Source organism: Luteimicrobium album (genome assembly GCF_030161555.1).
GTDB classification, from domain to species: domain Bacteria; phylum Actinomycetota; class Actinomycetes; order Actinomycetales; family Cellulomonadaceae; genus Luteimicrobium; species Luteimicrobium album.
Window position 1 is genome coordinate 3,850,287 of sequence record NZ_BSUK01000001.1, and the last position, 16,431, is coordinate 3,866,717.

Below are 16,431 nucleotides of genomic sequence, written 5' to 3' on the forward strand. Positions count from 1 at the left end.
GACGCTCCCGCTCCGGACGGCTACCACGAGGTGGCTTCCGTGGTGCCGGGTGCGGTCCTGTGGTGGTCGCGGTCCGGCCCGGAGACACCGGAGAAGCGCGTCCTGCCCGACGGATGCGTCGACCTCCTCTGGACCGGCACGCACCTGAAGGTCGCAGGACCCGACGTCGTCGCCTTCACCACGGGCAGCCCGGCCGGCTCGCTCGTCGCCGGGCTCCGGTTCGCCCCGGGCACCGGGCCGCGCACGCTCGGTCTGCGCGCGCACGAGGCCGTCGGGCAGCGGGTACCGCTCGACGCCCTGCTCGCCGGGTCGCGAGTCGCCCGGTGGGAGGCGCAGGTGAGCGCCGCGGAGCATGTGCGGCAGGCGCCGGGCGGTCCGCCCGGACTCGTCGTCGGTCTCGAGGCCGTCGCGCGGGCTCTCGTGGACGCGGCGCCGCCAGCGGACGATCTCGTCCTGGCGATGGTCGCCGCGGTCCGGCGAGGGCTCGGCGTCGGCGAGACGGCCAGAGAGCTCGACGTCAGCGAGCGGACGCTCCACCGCCGCGCCCTGCCCGCGCTCGGCTACGGACCTGCGACGTTGGGCCGCGTGCTGCGGCTGCAGCGGGCGGTCGGGCTCGCACGCCGCGGCGTGCCCTGGGCCGACGTCGCCGCACGGTCCGGGTTCGCCGACCAGGCCCACCTGGCCCGCGACGTCCGTGCGCTCGCGGGGGTGTCGCCGACGACGCTCGTCCCGGCCCCGCGCACCGCTCAAGGCTGGGAACCAGGCAGCCAGGCGAACAGGTCGACCGGGTTGCCGTCCGGGTCGAGGACCGTCGCATAACGCTGACCCCAGAACGCGTCCCAGGGTGCGTGCGCGCTGTGGTGGCCCGCCGCCACGAGTGCATCGTGGGTCGCGTCCACCTCCGCGGCGTCGGCACAGAGGAACGCCAGGCCGATCCGCGCCGAGCCGGAGGGCTCGGTCCAGCCCGGGGTGAACGAGCGGACCACGTCGACGGTGTCCCACGCGACCCGCAGGCCGCCGGGCAGCGTGGTCTCGACGTGGTCGTCCGGGCCGTCGGGCTCGGGCAGGTCGAGCCCGAGCCGGCGGTAGAACGCCAGGGACACGGGGAGGTCGCGGGTCACGATGCCGACGAGGTTCAGGGTGGGTGCCATGGACCCGACGCTAGGACTCGGCGGCCTGACCGTCTTGAAGGATTCGGACACCACCGGGCCGCGCGCGTCAGCCGCCGACGACGACCTGCCCGTCCTGGACCGACGCCGTCAGCACCTGGAGCGGCTTCTTCGCGGGACCGTGCGTGACCTTGCCGGTCAGGTCGAACGTGGACCCGTGGCACGGGCACTCGAGGTCGCCCTGGCCGGGCACCACACCGCAGCCCATGTGGGTGCAGATCGCGGAGAGCACGTGCACGTCGCCGGCGGTCGGCTGGGTCACGAGGATCTGCGCACCCGCCGGCAGCTTGGCCGCGACCGCGCCGCCGATGGGGACGTCGGCGAGCTGCGCCACCGCTGCAGGCGTCGCGGGCGGGGTGATCTGGACGTCGCCGGTCCCGCCCGGGCTGCACGCCGCGAGCGCGACGGCCGCGACCCCCGCGCCCGCCCCAGCGAGCACGGCGCGTCGGGAGACCCCGCCGCAGCAGGCTCCGGGCGTCTCCGTCATGCGTGCTCCCCGTCGGTCGCGGTGGTCTCGAAGCGGGCGCGGACGGCCTCGCCGTGCGCCGGCAGGTCCTCGGCGTCGGCGACGGCGACGATCCGGTCGGCAAGCTCGCCGAGCGCGTCCCGCGAGTACTCGACGACGTGTACCGCACGCACGAAGCTGTGCACCCCGAGCCCCGACGACGAGTGTGCCGAGCCGCCCGTGGGCAGCACGTGGTTGGACCCGGCCATGTAGTCGCCGAGCGACACGGGCGCGTACGGACCGACGAAGATCGCGCCCGCGCTCTGCACCCGGTCCGCGAGCGCGGCGGCGTCGGCCGTCTGGAGCTCGAGGTGCTCGGCGCCGTACGCGTCCACGACCTCGAGGCCCTGCTCGAGGTCGTCCACGAGGACGACCGCCGACTGCGTGCCCTCGAGCGCCTCGGCCACGCGCTCGGCGTGCTTCGTGGCACGGGCGCGGACCTCGACCCGGGCCTCGACCGCGTCCGCGAGCGCCGTGCTCGGCGTCACGAGGACGGCCGCAGCCATAGGGTCGTGCTCGGCCTGGCTGACGAGGTCGGCCGCGACGTGGTCGGCGTCGGCGGTGTCGTCCGCGAGGACGGCGATCTCGGTGGGCCCGGCCTCCGCGTCGATGCCGACGACGCCGCGCACGAGGCGCTTCGCGGCGGCGACGTAGACGTTCCCGGGGCCGGTCACGACGTCGACGGGCTCGCAGAGCACGTCGCCGTCCTGCGGCTCGGTCCCGCGCGCGCCGTAGGCGAGCATCGCGACGGCCTGCGCCCCGCCGACGGCGTAGACCTCGTCGACGCCGAGAAGCGCGCACGCGGCGAGGACGGTCGGGTGCGGGAGACCCGCGTTCTCGCGCTGCGGGGGCGACGTCACAACGAGCTCGGAGACGCCCGCCTCCTGCGCGGCGACGGCGTTCATCACCACGGTCGACGGGTACACGGCGAGCCCGCCCGGCACGTACAGCCCGACGCGGCGGACGGGGATCCAGCGCTGCCGGACGCGTGCGCCGTCGGCGAGCTCGACCGTGTGCTCCGCGGGGCGCTGCGCCGCGTGGACGGCGCGGACGCGGCGGATCGCCTCCTCGAGCCCGGCCCGGACGTCCGGGTCGAGCCCCTCGAGCGCGGCGGCGAGCGCCGCGGGCGGCACCCGCAGATGCTCCGGCCTGACCCCGTCGAACCGCTCGGCGAGGTCGCGGAGCGCAGCCGCGCCATGCTCGCGCACCTGCGCGATGATCGGCGCCACGCGCTCGGCGGCGTCCTCGACGCGCACCTCGGTGCGCGGCAGGACGTCGGTCAGCTCGCGGCGGGACAGCGTGCGGCCCCTGAGGTCGATGCGCTGGATCACGTGTCGAGCATAGTGCGGTGGACCTGGGCGTCCGCCGGGCGTCCGGTGCGCGAACCGGGCGCCTCGTCGGTGCGGGAGGATGGGGGACGTGAGCGACGCGACCCCCGAAGCCCTGCACGTGCCCATCGCCGACGACGAGATCCGCCTCGGCCAGTTCCTCAAGCTCGCCGACCTCGCCGAGTCCGGCGCCCAGGCCCGCGAGCTGATCGCCGACGGCGAGGTGCGGGTCAACGGGGAGGTCGACCTGCGCCGTGGGCGCCGCCTGGGGCGTGGCGACGTCGTCGTGGTGGCGACCCCGCAGGGCGAACGCAGCGCCGTCGTCGGCTGACGACCGTCCTCAGCCCGCCATGTAGGCGGAGCTCATCACCCTGTCGACCGCGATCCGGAGCACGACGCGGTCCGGGTTGGGCTCGAGCGGACGGTAGCGGCGCGCGTAGCGGGCCACGGCGTCGACGATCTCCTCGAAGTCGGGCACGACCTCGACCGAGCCCTCGAGGGTGATCCACCGACCACCCTCGACCTGGCACACGGACGCCCTGGGGGCGGTGCCATCGCCACGGCGCGCCGCGTTCCGGGCCTTGACGGAGTGCCGGTTCGTGGTGATGCGGACCACGCCCGTGTCGTCGTCCCAGGTGAACGCGACGGGCACGACGTGCGGCGAGCCGTCGTCGCGCAGGGTCGTCAGGGTCGCGAGGTGCCGCTCCGTCACGAAGACCCGCTGCTCGGGGTTGAGGTGGACCACGAGGCCCCACTCTACGAGCGTGTACGGGTTACCCACTCCACCGTCCGGCCCACCGTGCGGACTCCCCTGATGCCCCGCGCGCACTGCGGTGCTTAGCGTCGGTACCACCTACCTGGAGGTGACACATGACCGCACGACGCCGTGCGTCCGCCCTGCTCGTCGTCGCGACCGTCGCGGCGGCCGCCGCCGTCGCGGCCGTCCCCCTCGCCGTCGCGGGCGCGGCGGGGGCAGCGACCGCAACCTGCACCGCACCCGCGTGGGCCGAGGGCTCGACCTACACCGCGGGCACGCAGGTGACCTACGCCGGGCACGCGTACACCGCGCTCGTCACGCACACCGCGTACGTCGGTGCCGGCTGGACGCCCGCCGCCACACCGACGCTGTGGAGCGACACCGGCGCCTGCACCGGGTCGCCGTCGGGCACGGGCTCACCGACCGAGACGGCGACCCCGACCCCCACGCAGACGACGACCCCCACCACCCCGCCCGACGACGGCTGCGCCACGAAGGCCCGCCCCGCCGGCAAGGTGCTGCAGGGCTACTGGGAGAACTGGGACGGCGCGTCGAACGGCGTGCACCCGGGCCTCGGCTGGATCCCGATCACGGACCCGCGGGTCGCGCAGCACGGCTACGACGTCGTGAACCTGGCGTTCCCCGTCATCCGCTCCGACGGCACCGTGCTGTGGGAGGACGGGATGGACGCGGGCGTCAAGGTGCCGACGCCGGCCGAGATGTGCGCCGCCAAGGCGAACGGCCTGACGCTCCTCATGTCGATCGGCGGCGCGACCGCCGGGATCGACCTCAGCTCGTCCGTCGTCGCGGACCGGTTCGTCGCGACGATCGTCCCGATCCTCAAGGCCAACCACTTCGACGGGATCGACATCGACATCGAGACCGGGCTGTCGGGCAGCGGCAGCATCGGGACCCTGTCGACCTCGCAGGCGAACCTCGAACGCATCATCGACGGTGTCCTCGCCCAGATGCCCGCCGGGTTCGGCCTCACGATGGCCCCCGAGACGGCGTACGTCACCGGCGGCTCGGTGACCTACGGCTCGATCTGGGGCTCGTACCTCCCGATCATCAAGAAGTACGTCGACGACGGCCGGCTGTGGTGGCTCAACATGCAGTACTACAACGGCTCCATGTACGGCTGCTCGGGCGACTCGTACGGCGCCGGCACCGTCGCCGGGTTCATCGCACAGACCACGTGCCTCGCGAACGGGCTCACCATCCAGGGCACCACGGTGACCGTTCCCTACGACAAGCAGGTCCCCGGTCTGCCCGCCCAGCCCGGCGCGGGCGGCGGCTACCTGGCGCCGTCGCTCGTGAGCCAGTCGTGGAACGCGTTCAGCGGGCAGCTCAAGGGACTGATGACGTGGTCGATCAACTGGGACGGCTCGAAGGGCTGGACGTTCGGCGACAACGTCAGGACGCTCCAGGGACGCTGACACCCGCCGACACGGCGCCCGACACGACGACGGCCGCCCCGGAGAGCATCCGGGGCGGCCGTCGTCGTGCCTCGGTCAGGCCAGGCAGCTCGGGCCCAGCAGCGCCTTGAGGTCGCCGAACAGCGCCGGGGTCCGCTCGACCCGTAGCGTGTCCTCGAGGCGCATGACGGTCGCCCGGCCGGGCTCGGTGAGCTTGAGGTGCACCTCCGACGCACCCGGGTGGGTGCGCAGGATCTCCCGCAGCCGCTCCACGACGGGCTGCGTGCACCGCACCGACGGGAGGCTCACGGTCACCGGGCCGTCGGGCGACGCCGAGACGTCCGGCAAGGACACCTCCATCGCCTGGAGCTGCATCGCGTCGTCCCGGCGCCGCACCCGCCCCCGCAGGGTCACGACGGTGTCCTCCGCGAGGATCGTCGAGTACGCGAGGTACGTCTCGCCGAAGAACATGACCTCGACCGAGCCCTCGAGGTCCTCGACGGCGACCGACGCCCACGGGTTGCCGTTCTTCGACCACCGGTGCTGCACGTTCGTCAGCAGCCCGGCGATCGTCACGACGGAACCGTCCGCGCGTTCCTCGTCGGCCAGGAGGTTCGCGATCGTCGTCTCCGCGGCGCGCGAGAGCACGTGCTCGAGCCCGGACAGCGGGTGGTCCGAGACGTAGAGGCCGAGCATCTCGCGCTCGAACGCGAGACGCTGCTTCTTCTCCCAGTCGGGCAGGTCCGGGACGTCCACGGCGAACCCGACGGTCGCGCCGTCGGCGTCGGCGGCGAAGTCCGCGAACAGGTCGAACTGCCCCTCCGCCTCCTTGCGCTTGACGCTGATCACCGAGTCGACGGCCATCTCGTGGACCGCGAGCAGCGCACGCCGCGTGTGCCCGAGCGAGTCGAACGCACCCGCCTTGATGAGCGACTCGATGGTCCTCTTGTTGCACACGACGGCCGGGACCTTGTCCAGGAAGTCGGTGAACGAGGTGAACTCGCCCTTCTCCTCACGGGTCGCGGTGATCGCGTCGACGACGTTCGCACCCACGTTGCGGACCGCCGTCAGGCCGAAGCGGATGTCGTCACCGACGGCGGTGAAATTCGCCGCGGACGAGTTCACGTCCGGCGGGAGCACCGTGATGCCCATGCGTCGGCACTCCGACAGGTACAGCGCCGACTTGTCCTTGTCGTCGCGCACGCTCGTCAGGAGCGCCGCCATGTACTCGGTCGGGTAGTTCGCCTTCATGAAGGCGGTCCAGTACGACACCAGGCCGTACCCGGCCGAGTGCGCCTTGTTGAACGCGTAGCCCGCGAACGGGACCAGCGTGTCCCAGACCGCCTGGATCGCCTTGTCCGAGTAGCCCCGCTCGCGCATGCCCGTCTGGAAGGGCACGAACTCCTTGTCGAGGATCTCCTTCTTCTTCTTGCCCATCGCGCGCCGCAGCAGGTCGGCCTGGCCGAGCGAGTAGCCCGCGAGGATCTGGGCGGCGCGCTGCACCTGCTCCTGGTAGACGATCAGGCCGTACGTCTCGCCCAGCACCTCCGCGAGCGGCTCCTCGAGCTCGGGGTGGATCGGCGTGATCTCCTGCAGCCCGTTCTTGCGCAGCGCGTAGTTCGTGTGCGAGTTCATGCCCATCGGACCCGGCCGGTACAGGGCGATGACTGCGGAGATGTCCTCGAAGTTGTCCGGGCGCATCTGCCGCAGCAGCGCCCGCATCGGCCCGCCGTCGAGCTGGAACACGCCCAGCGTGTCCCCGCGCGTCAGCAGGGCGTAGGCCGCCTCGTCGTCGAGCGGGACCGACTCGATCTCGACCGGCTCCTTGCCGTTCGCGACGATGTTGCCGAGCGCGTCGTCGAGGATCGTGAGGTTCCGCAGCCCGAGGAAGTCCATCTTGATCAGCCCGAGCGTCTCCGACGTCGGGTAGTCGAACTGGGTGATGATCGCGCCGTCCTGCGGGCGGCGCATGGTAGGGATGACATCGGTGAGCGGGACGCTCGACATGATGAGGGCGCACGCGTGCACGCCCCACTGCCGCTTCAGTCCCTCGATGCCCCGCGCGAGCTCGACGACGCGCTGGGCGTCGGGGTCGGCGCCGTGGAGCTGACGGAACTGTTCCGCCTCGGCGTACCGCGGGTCCTGCGGGTTGAAGATCCCGCCCAGCGAGATGTCCTTGCCCATCACGGCGGGGGCATCGCCTTGGTGAGCTTCTCCCCCATCGCGAACGGGAAACCCAGTAGACGCGAGGAGTCCTTGAGGGCCTGCTTGGCCTTGATGGTGCCGTACGTGACGACCTGGGAGACGCGGTCATCCCCATACTTGTCGGTCACGTACTTGATCACCTCGCCGCGCCGGCGCTCGTCGAAGTCGACGTCGACGTCGGGCATGGACACGCGCTCCGGGTTGAGGAAGCGCTCGAAGATCAGGCCGTGCTGCAGCGGGTCGAGCTCGGTGATGCCCATGACGTACGCCGCCATCGACCCCGCCGCGGAGCCACGGCCCGGCCCCACCCGGATGCCCTGTGACTTGGCCCAGTTGATGAAGTCCGCGACCACGAGGAAGTAGCCCGGGAAGCCCATCTGCAGGATGACCTCGGTCTCGTACTCAGCCTGCTTGCGCGACGCCTCGGGCACGCCGTCGGGGTACCGGCGGTGCAGCCCCGCCTCGACCTCCTTGACGAACCAGCTCGTCTCGTCCTCGCCGTCGGGCACCGGGAACCGCGGCATGTAGTTCGCCGCCGTGTCGAACGACACCTCGCACTGCTCCGCCAGACGCAGGGTGTTGTCGCACGCCTCCGGCAGCTCCGCCCACACCCGGCGCATCTCCTCGGCCGACTTCACGTAGTAGCCGTCGCCGTCGAACTTGAACCGGTCCGGGTCATCCAGCGTGGAGCCCGAGTTGATCGCGAGCAGCGCCTCCTGCGACGTCGCGTCCTCCTGGCGCACGTAGTGCAGGTCGTTCGTCGCCAGCAGCGGTGCGCCGATCGTCTCCGCGAGGCGCAGCAGGTCCTTGATGACGCGCCGCTCGATGTCCAGCCCGTGGTCCATCAGCTCGACGTAGAAGTAGTCCTTGCCGTAGATGTCCTGCAGCTCGCCCGCGACCCGGACGGCCTCGTCCCACTGGCCCAGCCGCAGCCGCGTCTGGATCTCCCCCGACGGGCACCCCGTCGAGGCCGCCATCCCGCCCGCGTACGTCTCCAGCAGGTCCCGGTCCATGCGCGGCCACTTGCCCATCTGGCCCTCGAGCGACGCCAGCGAGCTCGCCCGGAACAGGTTGTGCAGGCCCTCGTTGTTCCGCGCCCACATCGTCATGTGCGTGTACGCGCCGCGCGCCGACACGTCGTCCGACTCCTGGCCCTGCTGGCCGAACCGGACGCGCGTCTGGTCGAACCGGTTCGTGCCCGGGGTGACGTACGCCTCGACGCCCAGGATCGGCTTGATCCCCTTCGCCGTCGCCTTGCTCCAGAAGTCGAACGCACCGAACAGGTAGCCGTGGTCGGTGATCGCGATCGACTTCTGGCCGAGGCGCTCCACCTCCGTGAACAACGAGTCGAGGCGGGCCGCGCCGTCGAGCATCGAGTACTCGGTGTGGACGTGGAGGTGGACGAAGTCTTCCCCGGTCGGCATGAGGTCGAGTCTAGGTGCCACCCTCTGACACTCGGACCCGCCGAACGGGTGTGTCGGGCGGGGGCGATCGGGGGCGTGGCGCGCGTGTGCGGCGCCTCAGCCTCGTCGGTAGCGGATGCGACGATCCTCACATGGCCGCACGTCGTCCGGGACCCGTCGCGTCGCTCGTCGCCGAGGCCGAGGATCCCGGTACGACGACGGCGCGGCCAGCCCAGCTCGCGCGGCACCCGTCCGCGACCGTGCGGCAGGCGGTGGCCGAGAGCCCCGCGATCGAGGAAGACACCCTGCTGCTGCTCGCTCGCGACGCGCGGGAGCTCGTCCGCGCCACCGCCGCAGTAGGCGCCCGGGGCCGGCCCGGGGTCGAGCACGAGCTTGCCACCTCGCCGCACCGCTGGGTGCGCGCGATCCTCGCGGACGCGTACGCCCGCGACCCCGAGCGGTCGCTGCTGCGCGAGACGCAAGCCTTGCTCGCGCGCGACACGTTCCGGGACGTGCGCGTCCGGACCGCCGGGACGACGTCGTACCGTGACCTGTTCGACCTGTTGCTCCACGACCCGGACCCCCATGTCCGGGGAGCGTGCGCCGCCAGCCCCCGGGCCACCCGTGCCGACGTCGACCACCTGCTCGGGGACCGAGCGAGGATCGCACGCGGCACCGCCGTCGCGGCCGGGCTCCACTACCCGGACGAGGAGCAGCTCCTCCGCACAGCCGCGGATCGATCGGTCGACGTGCGGTGGGCCGTCCTGCTCCGGGCCGGGACGTGGCACGAGGTCGCACGGCTGCTCGCCGACGATCCCGACGAGATCGTGCGACGCCATGCCCGCGGTGTCCTCGACGGCCGCGAGATCGTCTCGGAGCAGGTGGAAGACTTCGGACGCAGCGAACGTCGACTCTTCCCCGGCGCGACTTCGACGCCTGAAGACGCGAGGGTCAGCGGTCGAGCAGGGTCTTCGCGGCGTCGCGGTGCTCGATGCCGGCGTCCAGGTAGACCGGACCCTCGACCACGTAGCCGAGCCGCTCGTAGAACCCCGACGCCTGCAGCTGCGCGCTCAGGACGACGCGGCAGCGGCCCGCGTCCGCGTGCTCGGCGAGCGCCACGGCCTCGAGCTCGCGCATGAGCAGCGCACCGAGGCCCGTGCCGCGCCAACCCGCGTCGACCGCGACCCGGCCCACGTGCACCTCGCCCGGGTGGGCGGGGTCGGTGAGCAGGCGACCCGTCGCGACGACGGCGCCGTCCGGGTCTCGCAGGACGAGGTGGGTGGTGGTCGGGTCGGTGTCGAGCGCGTCGACCTCCTCCTCGGCCGGCACGCCCTGCTCGTCGACGAAGACGCGGATCCGCAGGGCCTGCGCCTCGGCGAGCTGGTCCGGCGTCCGGACCCGCTCGACCGTCACGTGCTGGGCCGCCGGGCCCTCGGGCATCTTCATGCGTGCTCCTCCGTCAGCGGCCTGCGTCGGCCCCGCGCACGACGTCGAGCGCGTGCTGCAGGTCGTCAGGGTAGTCGCTCGTGACCTCGAGCCACTCGCCCGTCGTGGGGTGCTCGAACCCCAGCCGGACGGCGTGCAGCCACTGGCGCGAGAGACCGACGCGCGCGGCGAGCCGCGGGTCCGCCCCGTACGTGAGGTCGCCGACGAGCGGGTGGCGGACCGCCTGGAAGTGCACCCGGATCTGGTGCGTGCGCCCCGTCTCGAGGTGGACCTCCACGAGGGACGCGGACGGCACCATCTCGAGGACCTCGTAGTGCGTGACCGACGGCTTGCCGTCCGCCGTCACCGCGAACTTGTAGTCGGCGCCCGGGTGCCGCCCGATCGGCGCGTCGATCGTCCCCTTCGTCGGCTCGGGGTGGCCCTGCGCGAGCGCGTGGTAGACCTTCTCGACGGTGCGCTCCTTGAACGCCCGCTTGAGGAGGGTGTACGCGCGCTCGCTCTTCGCGACGACCATGAGGCCGCTCGTGCCGACGTCGAGCCGGTGGACGATGCCCTGCCGCTCGGCCGCGCCCGACGTCGAGATCCGGTACCCGGCCGCGACCAGCGCGCCGACCACCGTCGGCCCGGTCCAGCCCGGCGACGGGTGCGCCGCGACCCCGACCGGCTTGTCCACGACGACGACGTCGTCGTCCTCGTAGGCGATGCGCATGCCGGGCACGGGCTCGGCCACGACCTGCACCTCGTCCCGATCCTCGTCGGGCAGCTCGACGTCGAGCCACGCACCGGCGCGCAGGCGGTCCGACTTGCCGAGCGCGACGCCGTCCTGCAGGACGCCGCCCGCCGCGGCCGCCTCGGCCGCCCGTGTCCGCGAGAGCCCGAGCATGCGCGCGAGGGCGGCGTCGACGCGCTCGCCTGCCAGCTTGTCCGGCACGGGGAAGCTTCGGCTCGCCACGGTCAGCGCCCCTCGGGGCTCTCGGCGCTCTCGTCGTCCGCCTCGTGACGCGGTGCCGCGGCGGCGTCGTCGGCGATCGGCCGTCCGTCCATGCCGATGCCGCGCAGCGCGAGCAGCGCGATGAGGACCGCCGCGACGACGATCGCGATGTCCGCGACGTTGCCCACGAACCAGTCCCCGTAGCCGATGAAGTCGACGACGTAGCCGCGGGCCACGCCGGGGCCCGCAGCAGGCGGTCGGCCAGGTTGCCGACGGCGCCGCCGAGGAGCAGCCCGAGCGCGACGGCCCAGCCGGTCGAGCGGAGACGGCGCAGGGAGCGGACGATGAAGACCACCACCACCACGACGATGATCGTGAGCAGCCACGTCATGCCCGTCGCGATCGAGAGCGCCGCGCCCGGGTTGTAGACGAGCCGGAGGTGGAAGAACCCGCCCGGTACGTCGATCACCTTGCCGTCGCGCAGCGCGTGCTGCGCCCACGCCTTGGTGAGCTGGTCGACCACGAGGACGACGGCAGCGATCGCGGCCAGGAGGATCACGAGACGGCGGCTCGGCCGCGTCGCCGCGGCGTGCGCGGCGAGGAGCCTTCGCCGGTCTCGGAGGCGGGCACGTGCTCGGGCTCGCGGTCGCCGGACGCGGCCCGCTCGGGTGGGTTGCTCATCGCCGCACAGTGTCTCACGCAGCGACGCGCGTCCTCGTCGGTCTACCGACGCTCCTCGCGCTGCTTGCAGTCGATGCAGAGCGTCGCGCGCGGGAACGCCTGGAGCCGGGCCTTGCCGATGGCCTTGCCGCACGACTCGCACACGCCGTACGTGCCGGCGGCGATCCGGTCCAGCGCGCGGGAGTTCTGCGCGAGGAGGTCCCGGGTGTTGTTGACGAGCGTGAGCTCCTGGTCGCGCTCGAGCGCGCTCGAGCCCGAGTCCGCCTGGTCGTCCCCCGAGCCGTCGCCCGAGTCCCGCAGGAGCGCGGAGAGCTCCTGGTCGGCGGCGGCGAACTCGACCTGGAGCCGGGCGTTCTCCTCGATGAGGCCGTGAGCGAGCTCCTCGACCTCTTCCACGGTCCACGGCTCCTCGCCGTCACGGACCGGGAACGACTTGACGTCCCGGACGAGGTGGGGGAACTGCTTGCGGGTCGCGGCACGGACCGCGACGTCACGCTTGGCCATCATGAACCTCCCTCGTTCGGATTCACGCGAGGCTAGACGCCCGCGCGAGGTACTACAACACACCACGCCGCAGATTTTCGCTCGCCGAACGGGCGCTCGACCTGCGGCGTCACCCCGAGACGGACGAGCCGCCACCCGCCCGGAGGCGAGTGGCGGCTCGTGGCGCCGAAGGAACGTGCCCGACGGTCCGGTGATGGTCTCCGGTCTGCCCGACCCTGCCCTGACGGCTCAGATGCCCGCGGTGATGTCCGAGCTGGACCCGCCGCGTGCCGGGAGCGCGCTGCCCCGGGCGTCGATGTCGCCCAGGAGGTTCTGCAGGTAGCTCTTGAGCCGGGTGCGGTAGTCGCGCTCGAAGATCCGCAGCTCGTCGATCTTGCGCTCGAGGAGCGTCCGCTCCTGCTCGAGCTGCGACAGCGTGCGCTGCGACTGATTCTCCGCCTCGCGGACGATGCGGGTGCTCTCCTCCTGGGCCTCGGCGAGCAGGCGCTCGCCCTCGGCCTTGCCCGCGTTGACGTAGTCGTCGTGGACCTTCTGGGCGAGCTGGAGCATGCCTGTCGCGGACGCGGGCTCCGCGGGCTGCTGCGGCTCGGTGGCGGCCACGGGCTCGGGCTGCGGCTCGGGCACGGCGACCGGCTCGGGCTGGAAGCCCGTGGCCGCGTCGGCACGGCTCAGCTCCGCGATCCGGCGCTCCGCGGCGGCCAGCTTGGCCTTGACGGACTCGTTCTCCTCCTGGACCGAGTTGAGGGTCCGGACGACCTCGTCGAGGAAGTCGTCGACTTCCTCGATGTCGTAGCCCTCCTTGAACTTCACGGTCGAGAAGGTCTTGCTGAGGATGTCCTCGGCGGTCAGCAGTGCCATCGCGTCACCTCGATGAGTTGGGCAGTCGGGCAGGGTCGTGCGTTCCACGGTAGCGGAGTCGGGCCGGGGACCGCCAAAGAGGCCGGGCCTCCCGGGCGCGGCGGCCACGGCCTGGGAGCGGTGTCACCGCCCCAGGCTGGTGAAGAGCCGCCACAGGAACGACACGACGAAGAACAGGATGATGTAGCCGAGGTCGAGCTGGACGGAGCCCAGCCGGATCGGCGGGATGATGCGCCGGAGCAGCCGCAGCGGCGGGTCCGTGACCGTGTACACGGCCTCGGCCACGACGAGCACGGCGCCGCGCGGCCGCCAGTCCCGGGCGAACACCTGGACCCAGTCGAGGATCAGGCGCCCGATCAGGAGCAGCAGGTAGACGAAGAGCAGGATGCCGATGACGGAGAAGATCACCACGGCTGAACTGTGCCATCTCCCGCGCCCTCGGCGCGCGCGCGGCTCACGCCCACGCGATCAGCTCTGGTTGTAGATGCCGGCGCCGCGAGGCTGGCCCGCGGCGGCGCGCTCCTCGCCGGTGACCTCGACGTGCTCGGGCGACAGCAGGAACACCTTGTTGGTGACCCGCTCGATCGCGCCGTGCAGACCGAACGTCAGACCGGCGGAGAAGTCGACGAGCCGCTTGGCGTCCGCGTCGTCCATGTCCGACAGGTTGATGATCACGGGGGTGCCCGCACGGAACGCGTCGCCGATGACGAGCGCGTCGTTGTACGAGCGAGGGTGCACCGTGACGATCCGTCGCAGGTCGACGCCCTGCGACGGTGCGGGGCGGGTCTCGCGGACCTCGCGCACCGGCGAGTACGCGGGCGCCCGTCCGATCGGGGTCACGGGTGCGAAGTCCTCCCCCACGCCACCGTCGGCGTCGTCGTAGTCGTCCATGTACTCCTGCTCCTCGGCCTCGCCGCGGTCGTCGGCGAGCCCCAGGTACAGCATGGTCTTGCGCAGCGTTCCAGCCATGGCCTGAGCTCCTCCCCGGTCGAACGACCGTCGTGTGATTCACGCTAGCCCAGCCCGCGCGACAGCCCGGCACCGACACGCCCGGCGTGTCGCCGGCCTCATCCGGCCTCAGACGGCGCTGTCGGCCCACCGGTCTCGGCCTCGCGCCGGTGCACGACGACGCCCGCGAACCGGCCCGTGGGCGTCCGCTGCCCGTCGCGCCGGTGGGAGAAGAACCGCTCGTCCTCGAGCGTGCAGAGCCCGAGGACCTCGACGCCGCCCACCCCGGCGGCGGCGAGCTGGGCGGTCACACCCGCGGGCAGGTCGAGCGCGGGCGTGCCGGCGCGGGTCCGCGCCCACGTGGCCGGGACGCGCGCCGCGACGTCGGCGCGCATCTGCTCCGGGACCTCGTAGCACGCGCCGCACACGCTCGGCCCGACGACGGCGCGCAGCGCCTCGCGTCGCCCGCCGAGGCCGACGAGCGCGTCGACGGTGGCCCCGACGACGTCCAGCTCGACGCCGTGCCGGCCCGCGTGCACGCAGCCGACGACGCCGCGCTCGGGGTCGGCGAGGAGCACCGGCACGCAGTCGGCGACGAGCACCGCGAGCGCGTGTCCGTCTGCGGTCACGAGCGCGTCGGCCTCGCCGACCGAGTCGTGCGGGGGCGTCGCAGCGTCGGGAGCGCCCTCGACGACGATCACCTCGCGGCCGTGGACCTGCGTCATGAAGCTCACGGGTGCCCCGAGGATCGCGGACACGGCCGCACGGTTGGCACGGACGCGGGCCGGGTCGTCACCGACCCCCAGGCCGAGGTCGAGGCTCGCCCAGGGCGCCGGGGACACCCCGCCGGCACGTGTGGTGAACCCGGCCCGGACGCCCGGCCCGAGGTCCACCTCGAGCAGCGGTACGTCCCCCACTACTTGAGGAAGTCCGGCACGTCGAGCTCGTCGACGGCGCGGCGCAGCGGCTCCTCCTCGACCAGGCGCGGCACGGAGACCGGCGAGCTCGACGCCGTGGTCTCGGTCTCGACGATCACCGCGGAGTCGTCGTCGGCGTCGTCCGCGTCGAGCGGGACGAGCGGACGGACGCCGCCCGCCGGTGCGGGCTGCGGGGCGAACGGGCGCGGCGTGGCCGCGGGCGACGCCGGTGCCGCAGGGGCGACCGCGGCAGACGAGCCGAGCACCGGGACCTGGGGCACCGTGCCGGACACCGCGCCCTGGACCTGGCCGAGCGCCTGGCCCTCCTTGCGCGTCTGCGGGCCGCCGCCGTCGAAGCCGGCCGCGATCACGGTCACGCGCACCTCGTCGCCGAGGGCGTCGTCGATCACCGCACCGAAGATGATGTTCGCCTCCGGGTGCGCCGCCTCGTGCACGAGGCGGGCGGCCTCGTTGATCTCGAACAGCCCGAGGTCGGAGCCGCCCTGGATGGACAGCAGGACGCCGTGGGCGCCGTCGATGCTGGCCTCGAGCAGCGGCGACGAGATCGCGAACTCGGCCGCCTGGACGGCACGGTCCTCGCCGCGGGCCGAGCCGATCCCCATGAGCGCGCTGCCCGCGCCCTGCATGACGGACTTCACGTCGGCGAAGTCGAGGTTGATGAGACCCGGCGTCGTGATGAGGTCGGTGATGCCCTGCACACCGGAGAGCAGCACCTGGTCGGCCGAGTGGAACGCCTGCAGCGCGGTCACCGCGCGGTCCGACATCGACAGCAGTCGGTCGTTCGGGATGACGATGAGCGTGTCGACCTCGCTGCGCAGCGTGTCGATGCCCTGGTCGGCCTGGACCGAGCGACGGCGCCCCTCGAACGTGAAGGGTCGCGTCACGACGCCCACGGTGAGCGCGCCGAGCGACCGCGCGATGCGGGCCACCACGGGCGCGCCGCCCGTCCCGGTCCCGCCGCCCTCGCCCGCGGTGACGAAGACCATGTCGGCGCCCCGCAGGACGTCCTCGATCTCGTCCTGGTGGTCCTCGGCGGCCTTGCGTCCGACCTCGGGGTCGGCGCCGGCGCCCAGGCCGCGCGTGAGCTCGCGGCCGACGTCGAGCTTGACGTCGGCGTCGGACATGAGCAGGGCCTGCGCGTCGGTGTTGATCGCGATGAACTCGACACCCTTGAGACCGACCTCGATCATCCGGTTCACGGCGTTGACGCCGCCACCGCCGATGCCGACCACCTTGATGACTGCCAGGTAGTTCTGCGGAGTTGCCACGGTGTGCCTCTCGATCCTTGCGTGTGGTGTCGTGCGGTCGCTGCCCCCGCGCCGTGGCCCGGGTCTCAACCTTCA

Annotated in this window: 17 protein-coding genes and 2 pseudogenes; 3 read left to right on the forward strand and 16 right to left on the reverse strand. The window is 72.7% G+C overall.

The features are described from left to right. Window positions 1–39 precede the first annotated feature (39 nt). Complete coding sequence (locus QQK45_RS19795) at window positions 40–819, forward strand: helix-turn-helix domain-containing protein (RefSeq protein ID WP_284294677.1); 780 nt, start codon at window positions 40–42, stop codon at window positions 817–819. On the opposite strand, the gene QQK45_RS19800 is transcribed toward QQK45_RS19795, so the two are convergent. The 3 genes from QQK45_RS19800 to hisD form a co-directional block, all read right to left on the reverse strand. Beyond that, window positions 747–1,151: a VOC family protein gene (locus QQK45_RS19800; protein ID WP_284294678.1), complete on the reverse strand. Its 405-nt coding sequence runs from the start codon at window positions 1,149–1,151 to the stop codon at window positions 747–749. The two genes, QQK45_RS19795 and QQK45_RS19800, sit on opposite strands and share 73 nt — an antisense overlap. 67 nt (window positions 1,152–1,218) lie before the next feature. Then, on the reverse strand, window positions 1,219–1,656 hold the full coding sequence (locus tag QQK45_RS19805) for a QcrA and Rieske domain-containing protein (RefSeq protein WP_284294679.1): 438 nt from the start codon (window positions 1,654–1,656) through the stop codon (window positions 1,219–1,221). Beyond that, window positions 1,653–3,005, reverse strand: coding sequence for a histidinol dehydrogenase (hisD, locus tag QQK45_RS19810; RefSeq protein WP_284294680.1), 1,353 nt, complete (start codon window positions 3,003–3,005; stop codon window positions 1,653–1,655). The genes QQK45_RS19805 and hisD overlap by 4 nt, the downstream gene beginning before the upstream one ends. A gap of 79 nt (window positions 3,006–3,084) precedes the next feature. Between hisD and QQK45_RS19815 the strand changes: the two genes are divergently transcribed. Beyond that, on the forward strand, window positions 3,085–3,333 hold the full coding sequence (locus tag QQK45_RS19815; protein WP_431310301.1) for an RNA-binding S4 domain-containing protein: 249 nt from the start codon (window positions 3,085–3,087) through the stop codon (window positions 3,331–3,333). Between the two features lie 9 nt (window positions 3,334–3,342). Here the strand turns inward: QQK45_RS19815 and QQK45_RS19820 are convergent, their stop codons facing one another. Then, entirely contained in the window at window positions 3,343–3,783 is a 441-nt protein-coding gene (locus QQK45_RS19820; RefSeq protein WP_431310302.1) for a pyridoxamine 5'-phosphate oxidase family protein, read from the reverse strand. An 89-nt stretch (window positions 3,784–3,872) separates the two neighbouring features. On the opposite strand from QQK45_RS19820, the gene QQK45_RS19825 reads away from it, so the two are divergent. Further along, window positions 3,873–5,195, forward strand: a complete 1,323-nt coding sequence (locus tag QQK45_RS19825) for a carbohydrate-binding protein (RefSeq protein WP_284294682.1) — start codon at window positions 3,873–3,875, stop codon at window positions 5,193–5,195. A 75-nt stretch (window positions 5,196–5,270) separates the two neighbouring features. Here QQK45_RS19825 and dnaE read toward each other — a convergent pair. From dnaE to ftsZ, 12 genes and pseudogenes are all read right to left on the reverse strand, one after another. Continuing rightward, window positions 5,271–8,803 (reverse strand): annotated as a pseudogene (gene dnaE / locus QQK45_RS19830) (DNA polymerase III subunit alpha). 930 nt (window positions 8,804–9,733) lie between these two features. After that, window positions 9,734–10,228 (reverse strand): GNAT family N-acetyltransferase, encoded by a 495-nt coding sequence (locus tag QQK45_RS19835; protein WP_284294683.1) that lies wholly within the window; start codon window positions 10,226–10,228, stop codon window positions 9,734–9,736. A 13-nt stretch (window positions 10,229–10,241) separates the two neighbouring features. After that, window positions 10,242–11,180: an RluA family pseudouridine synthase gene (locus QQK45_RS19840; protein ID WP_284294684.1), complete on the reverse strand. Its 939-nt coding sequence runs from the start codon at window positions 11,178–11,180 to the stop codon at window positions 10,242–10,244. 2 nt (window positions 11,181–11,182) lie between these two features. Continuing rightward, window positions 11,183–11,395 (reverse strand): signal peptidase II, encoded by a 213-nt coding sequence (locus tag QQK45_RS19845; protein WP_284294685.1) that lies wholly within the window; start codon window positions 11,393–11,395, stop codon window positions 11,183–11,185. 68 nt (window positions 11,396–11,463) lie between these two features. Continuing rightward, a pseudogene (locus QQK45_RS19850) lies at window positions 11,464–11,718 on the reverse strand (signal peptidase II); the annotation flags it as partial. Then, window positions 11,715–11,840: a hypothetical protein gene (locus tag QQK45_RS19855; RefSeq protein ID WP_284294686.1), complete on the reverse strand. Its 126-nt coding sequence runs from the start codon at window positions 11,838–11,840 to the stop codon at window positions 11,715–11,717. The pseudogene QQK45_RS19850 and the gene QQK45_RS19855, both read right to left, overlap by 4 nt. A gap of 42 nt (window positions 11,841–11,882) precedes the next feature. Next, entirely contained in the window at window positions 11,883–12,344 is a 462-nt protein-coding gene (locus tag QQK45_RS19860) for a TraR/DksA family transcriptional regulator (RefSeq protein WP_153022698.1), read from the reverse strand. 228 nt (window positions 12,345–12,572) lie between these two features. Then, window positions 12,573–13,202, reverse strand: a complete 630-nt coding sequence (locus tag QQK45_RS19865; RefSeq protein WP_284294687.1) for a DivIVA domain-containing protein — start codon at window positions 13,200–13,202, stop codon at window positions 12,573–12,575. A gap of 123 nt (window positions 13,203–13,325) precedes the next feature. Next, entirely contained in the window at window positions 13,326–13,610 is a 285-nt protein-coding gene (locus QQK45_RS19870; protein ID WP_284295120.1) for a YggT family protein, read from the reverse strand. Between the two features lie 60 nt (window positions 13,611–13,670). Further along, on the reverse strand, window positions 13,671–14,171 hold the full coding sequence (locus QQK45_RS19875; protein ID WP_284294688.1) for a cell division protein SepF: 501 nt from the start codon (window positions 14,169–14,171) through the stop codon (window positions 13,671–13,673). Window positions 14,172–14,269: 98 nt separating this feature from the next. Beyond that, the gene (locus QQK45_RS19880) at window positions 14,270–15,067 is read right to left on the reverse strand and encodes a purine nucleoside phosphorylase YfiH/LACC1 family protein (protein WP_284294689.1); all 798 of its coding nucleotides are present in this window, start codon (window positions 15,065–15,067) and stop codon (window positions 14,270–14,272) included. Further along, a complete protein-coding gene (gene ftsZ / locus QQK45_RS19885; RefSeq protein ID WP_284294690.1) occupies window positions 15,067–16,356 on the reverse strand; it encodes a cell division protein FtsZ in 1,290 nt (429 codons plus the stop codon). The genes QQK45_RS19880 and ftsZ overlap by 1 nt, the downstream gene beginning before the upstream one ends. Window positions 16,357–16,431 lie beyond the last annotated feature (75 nt).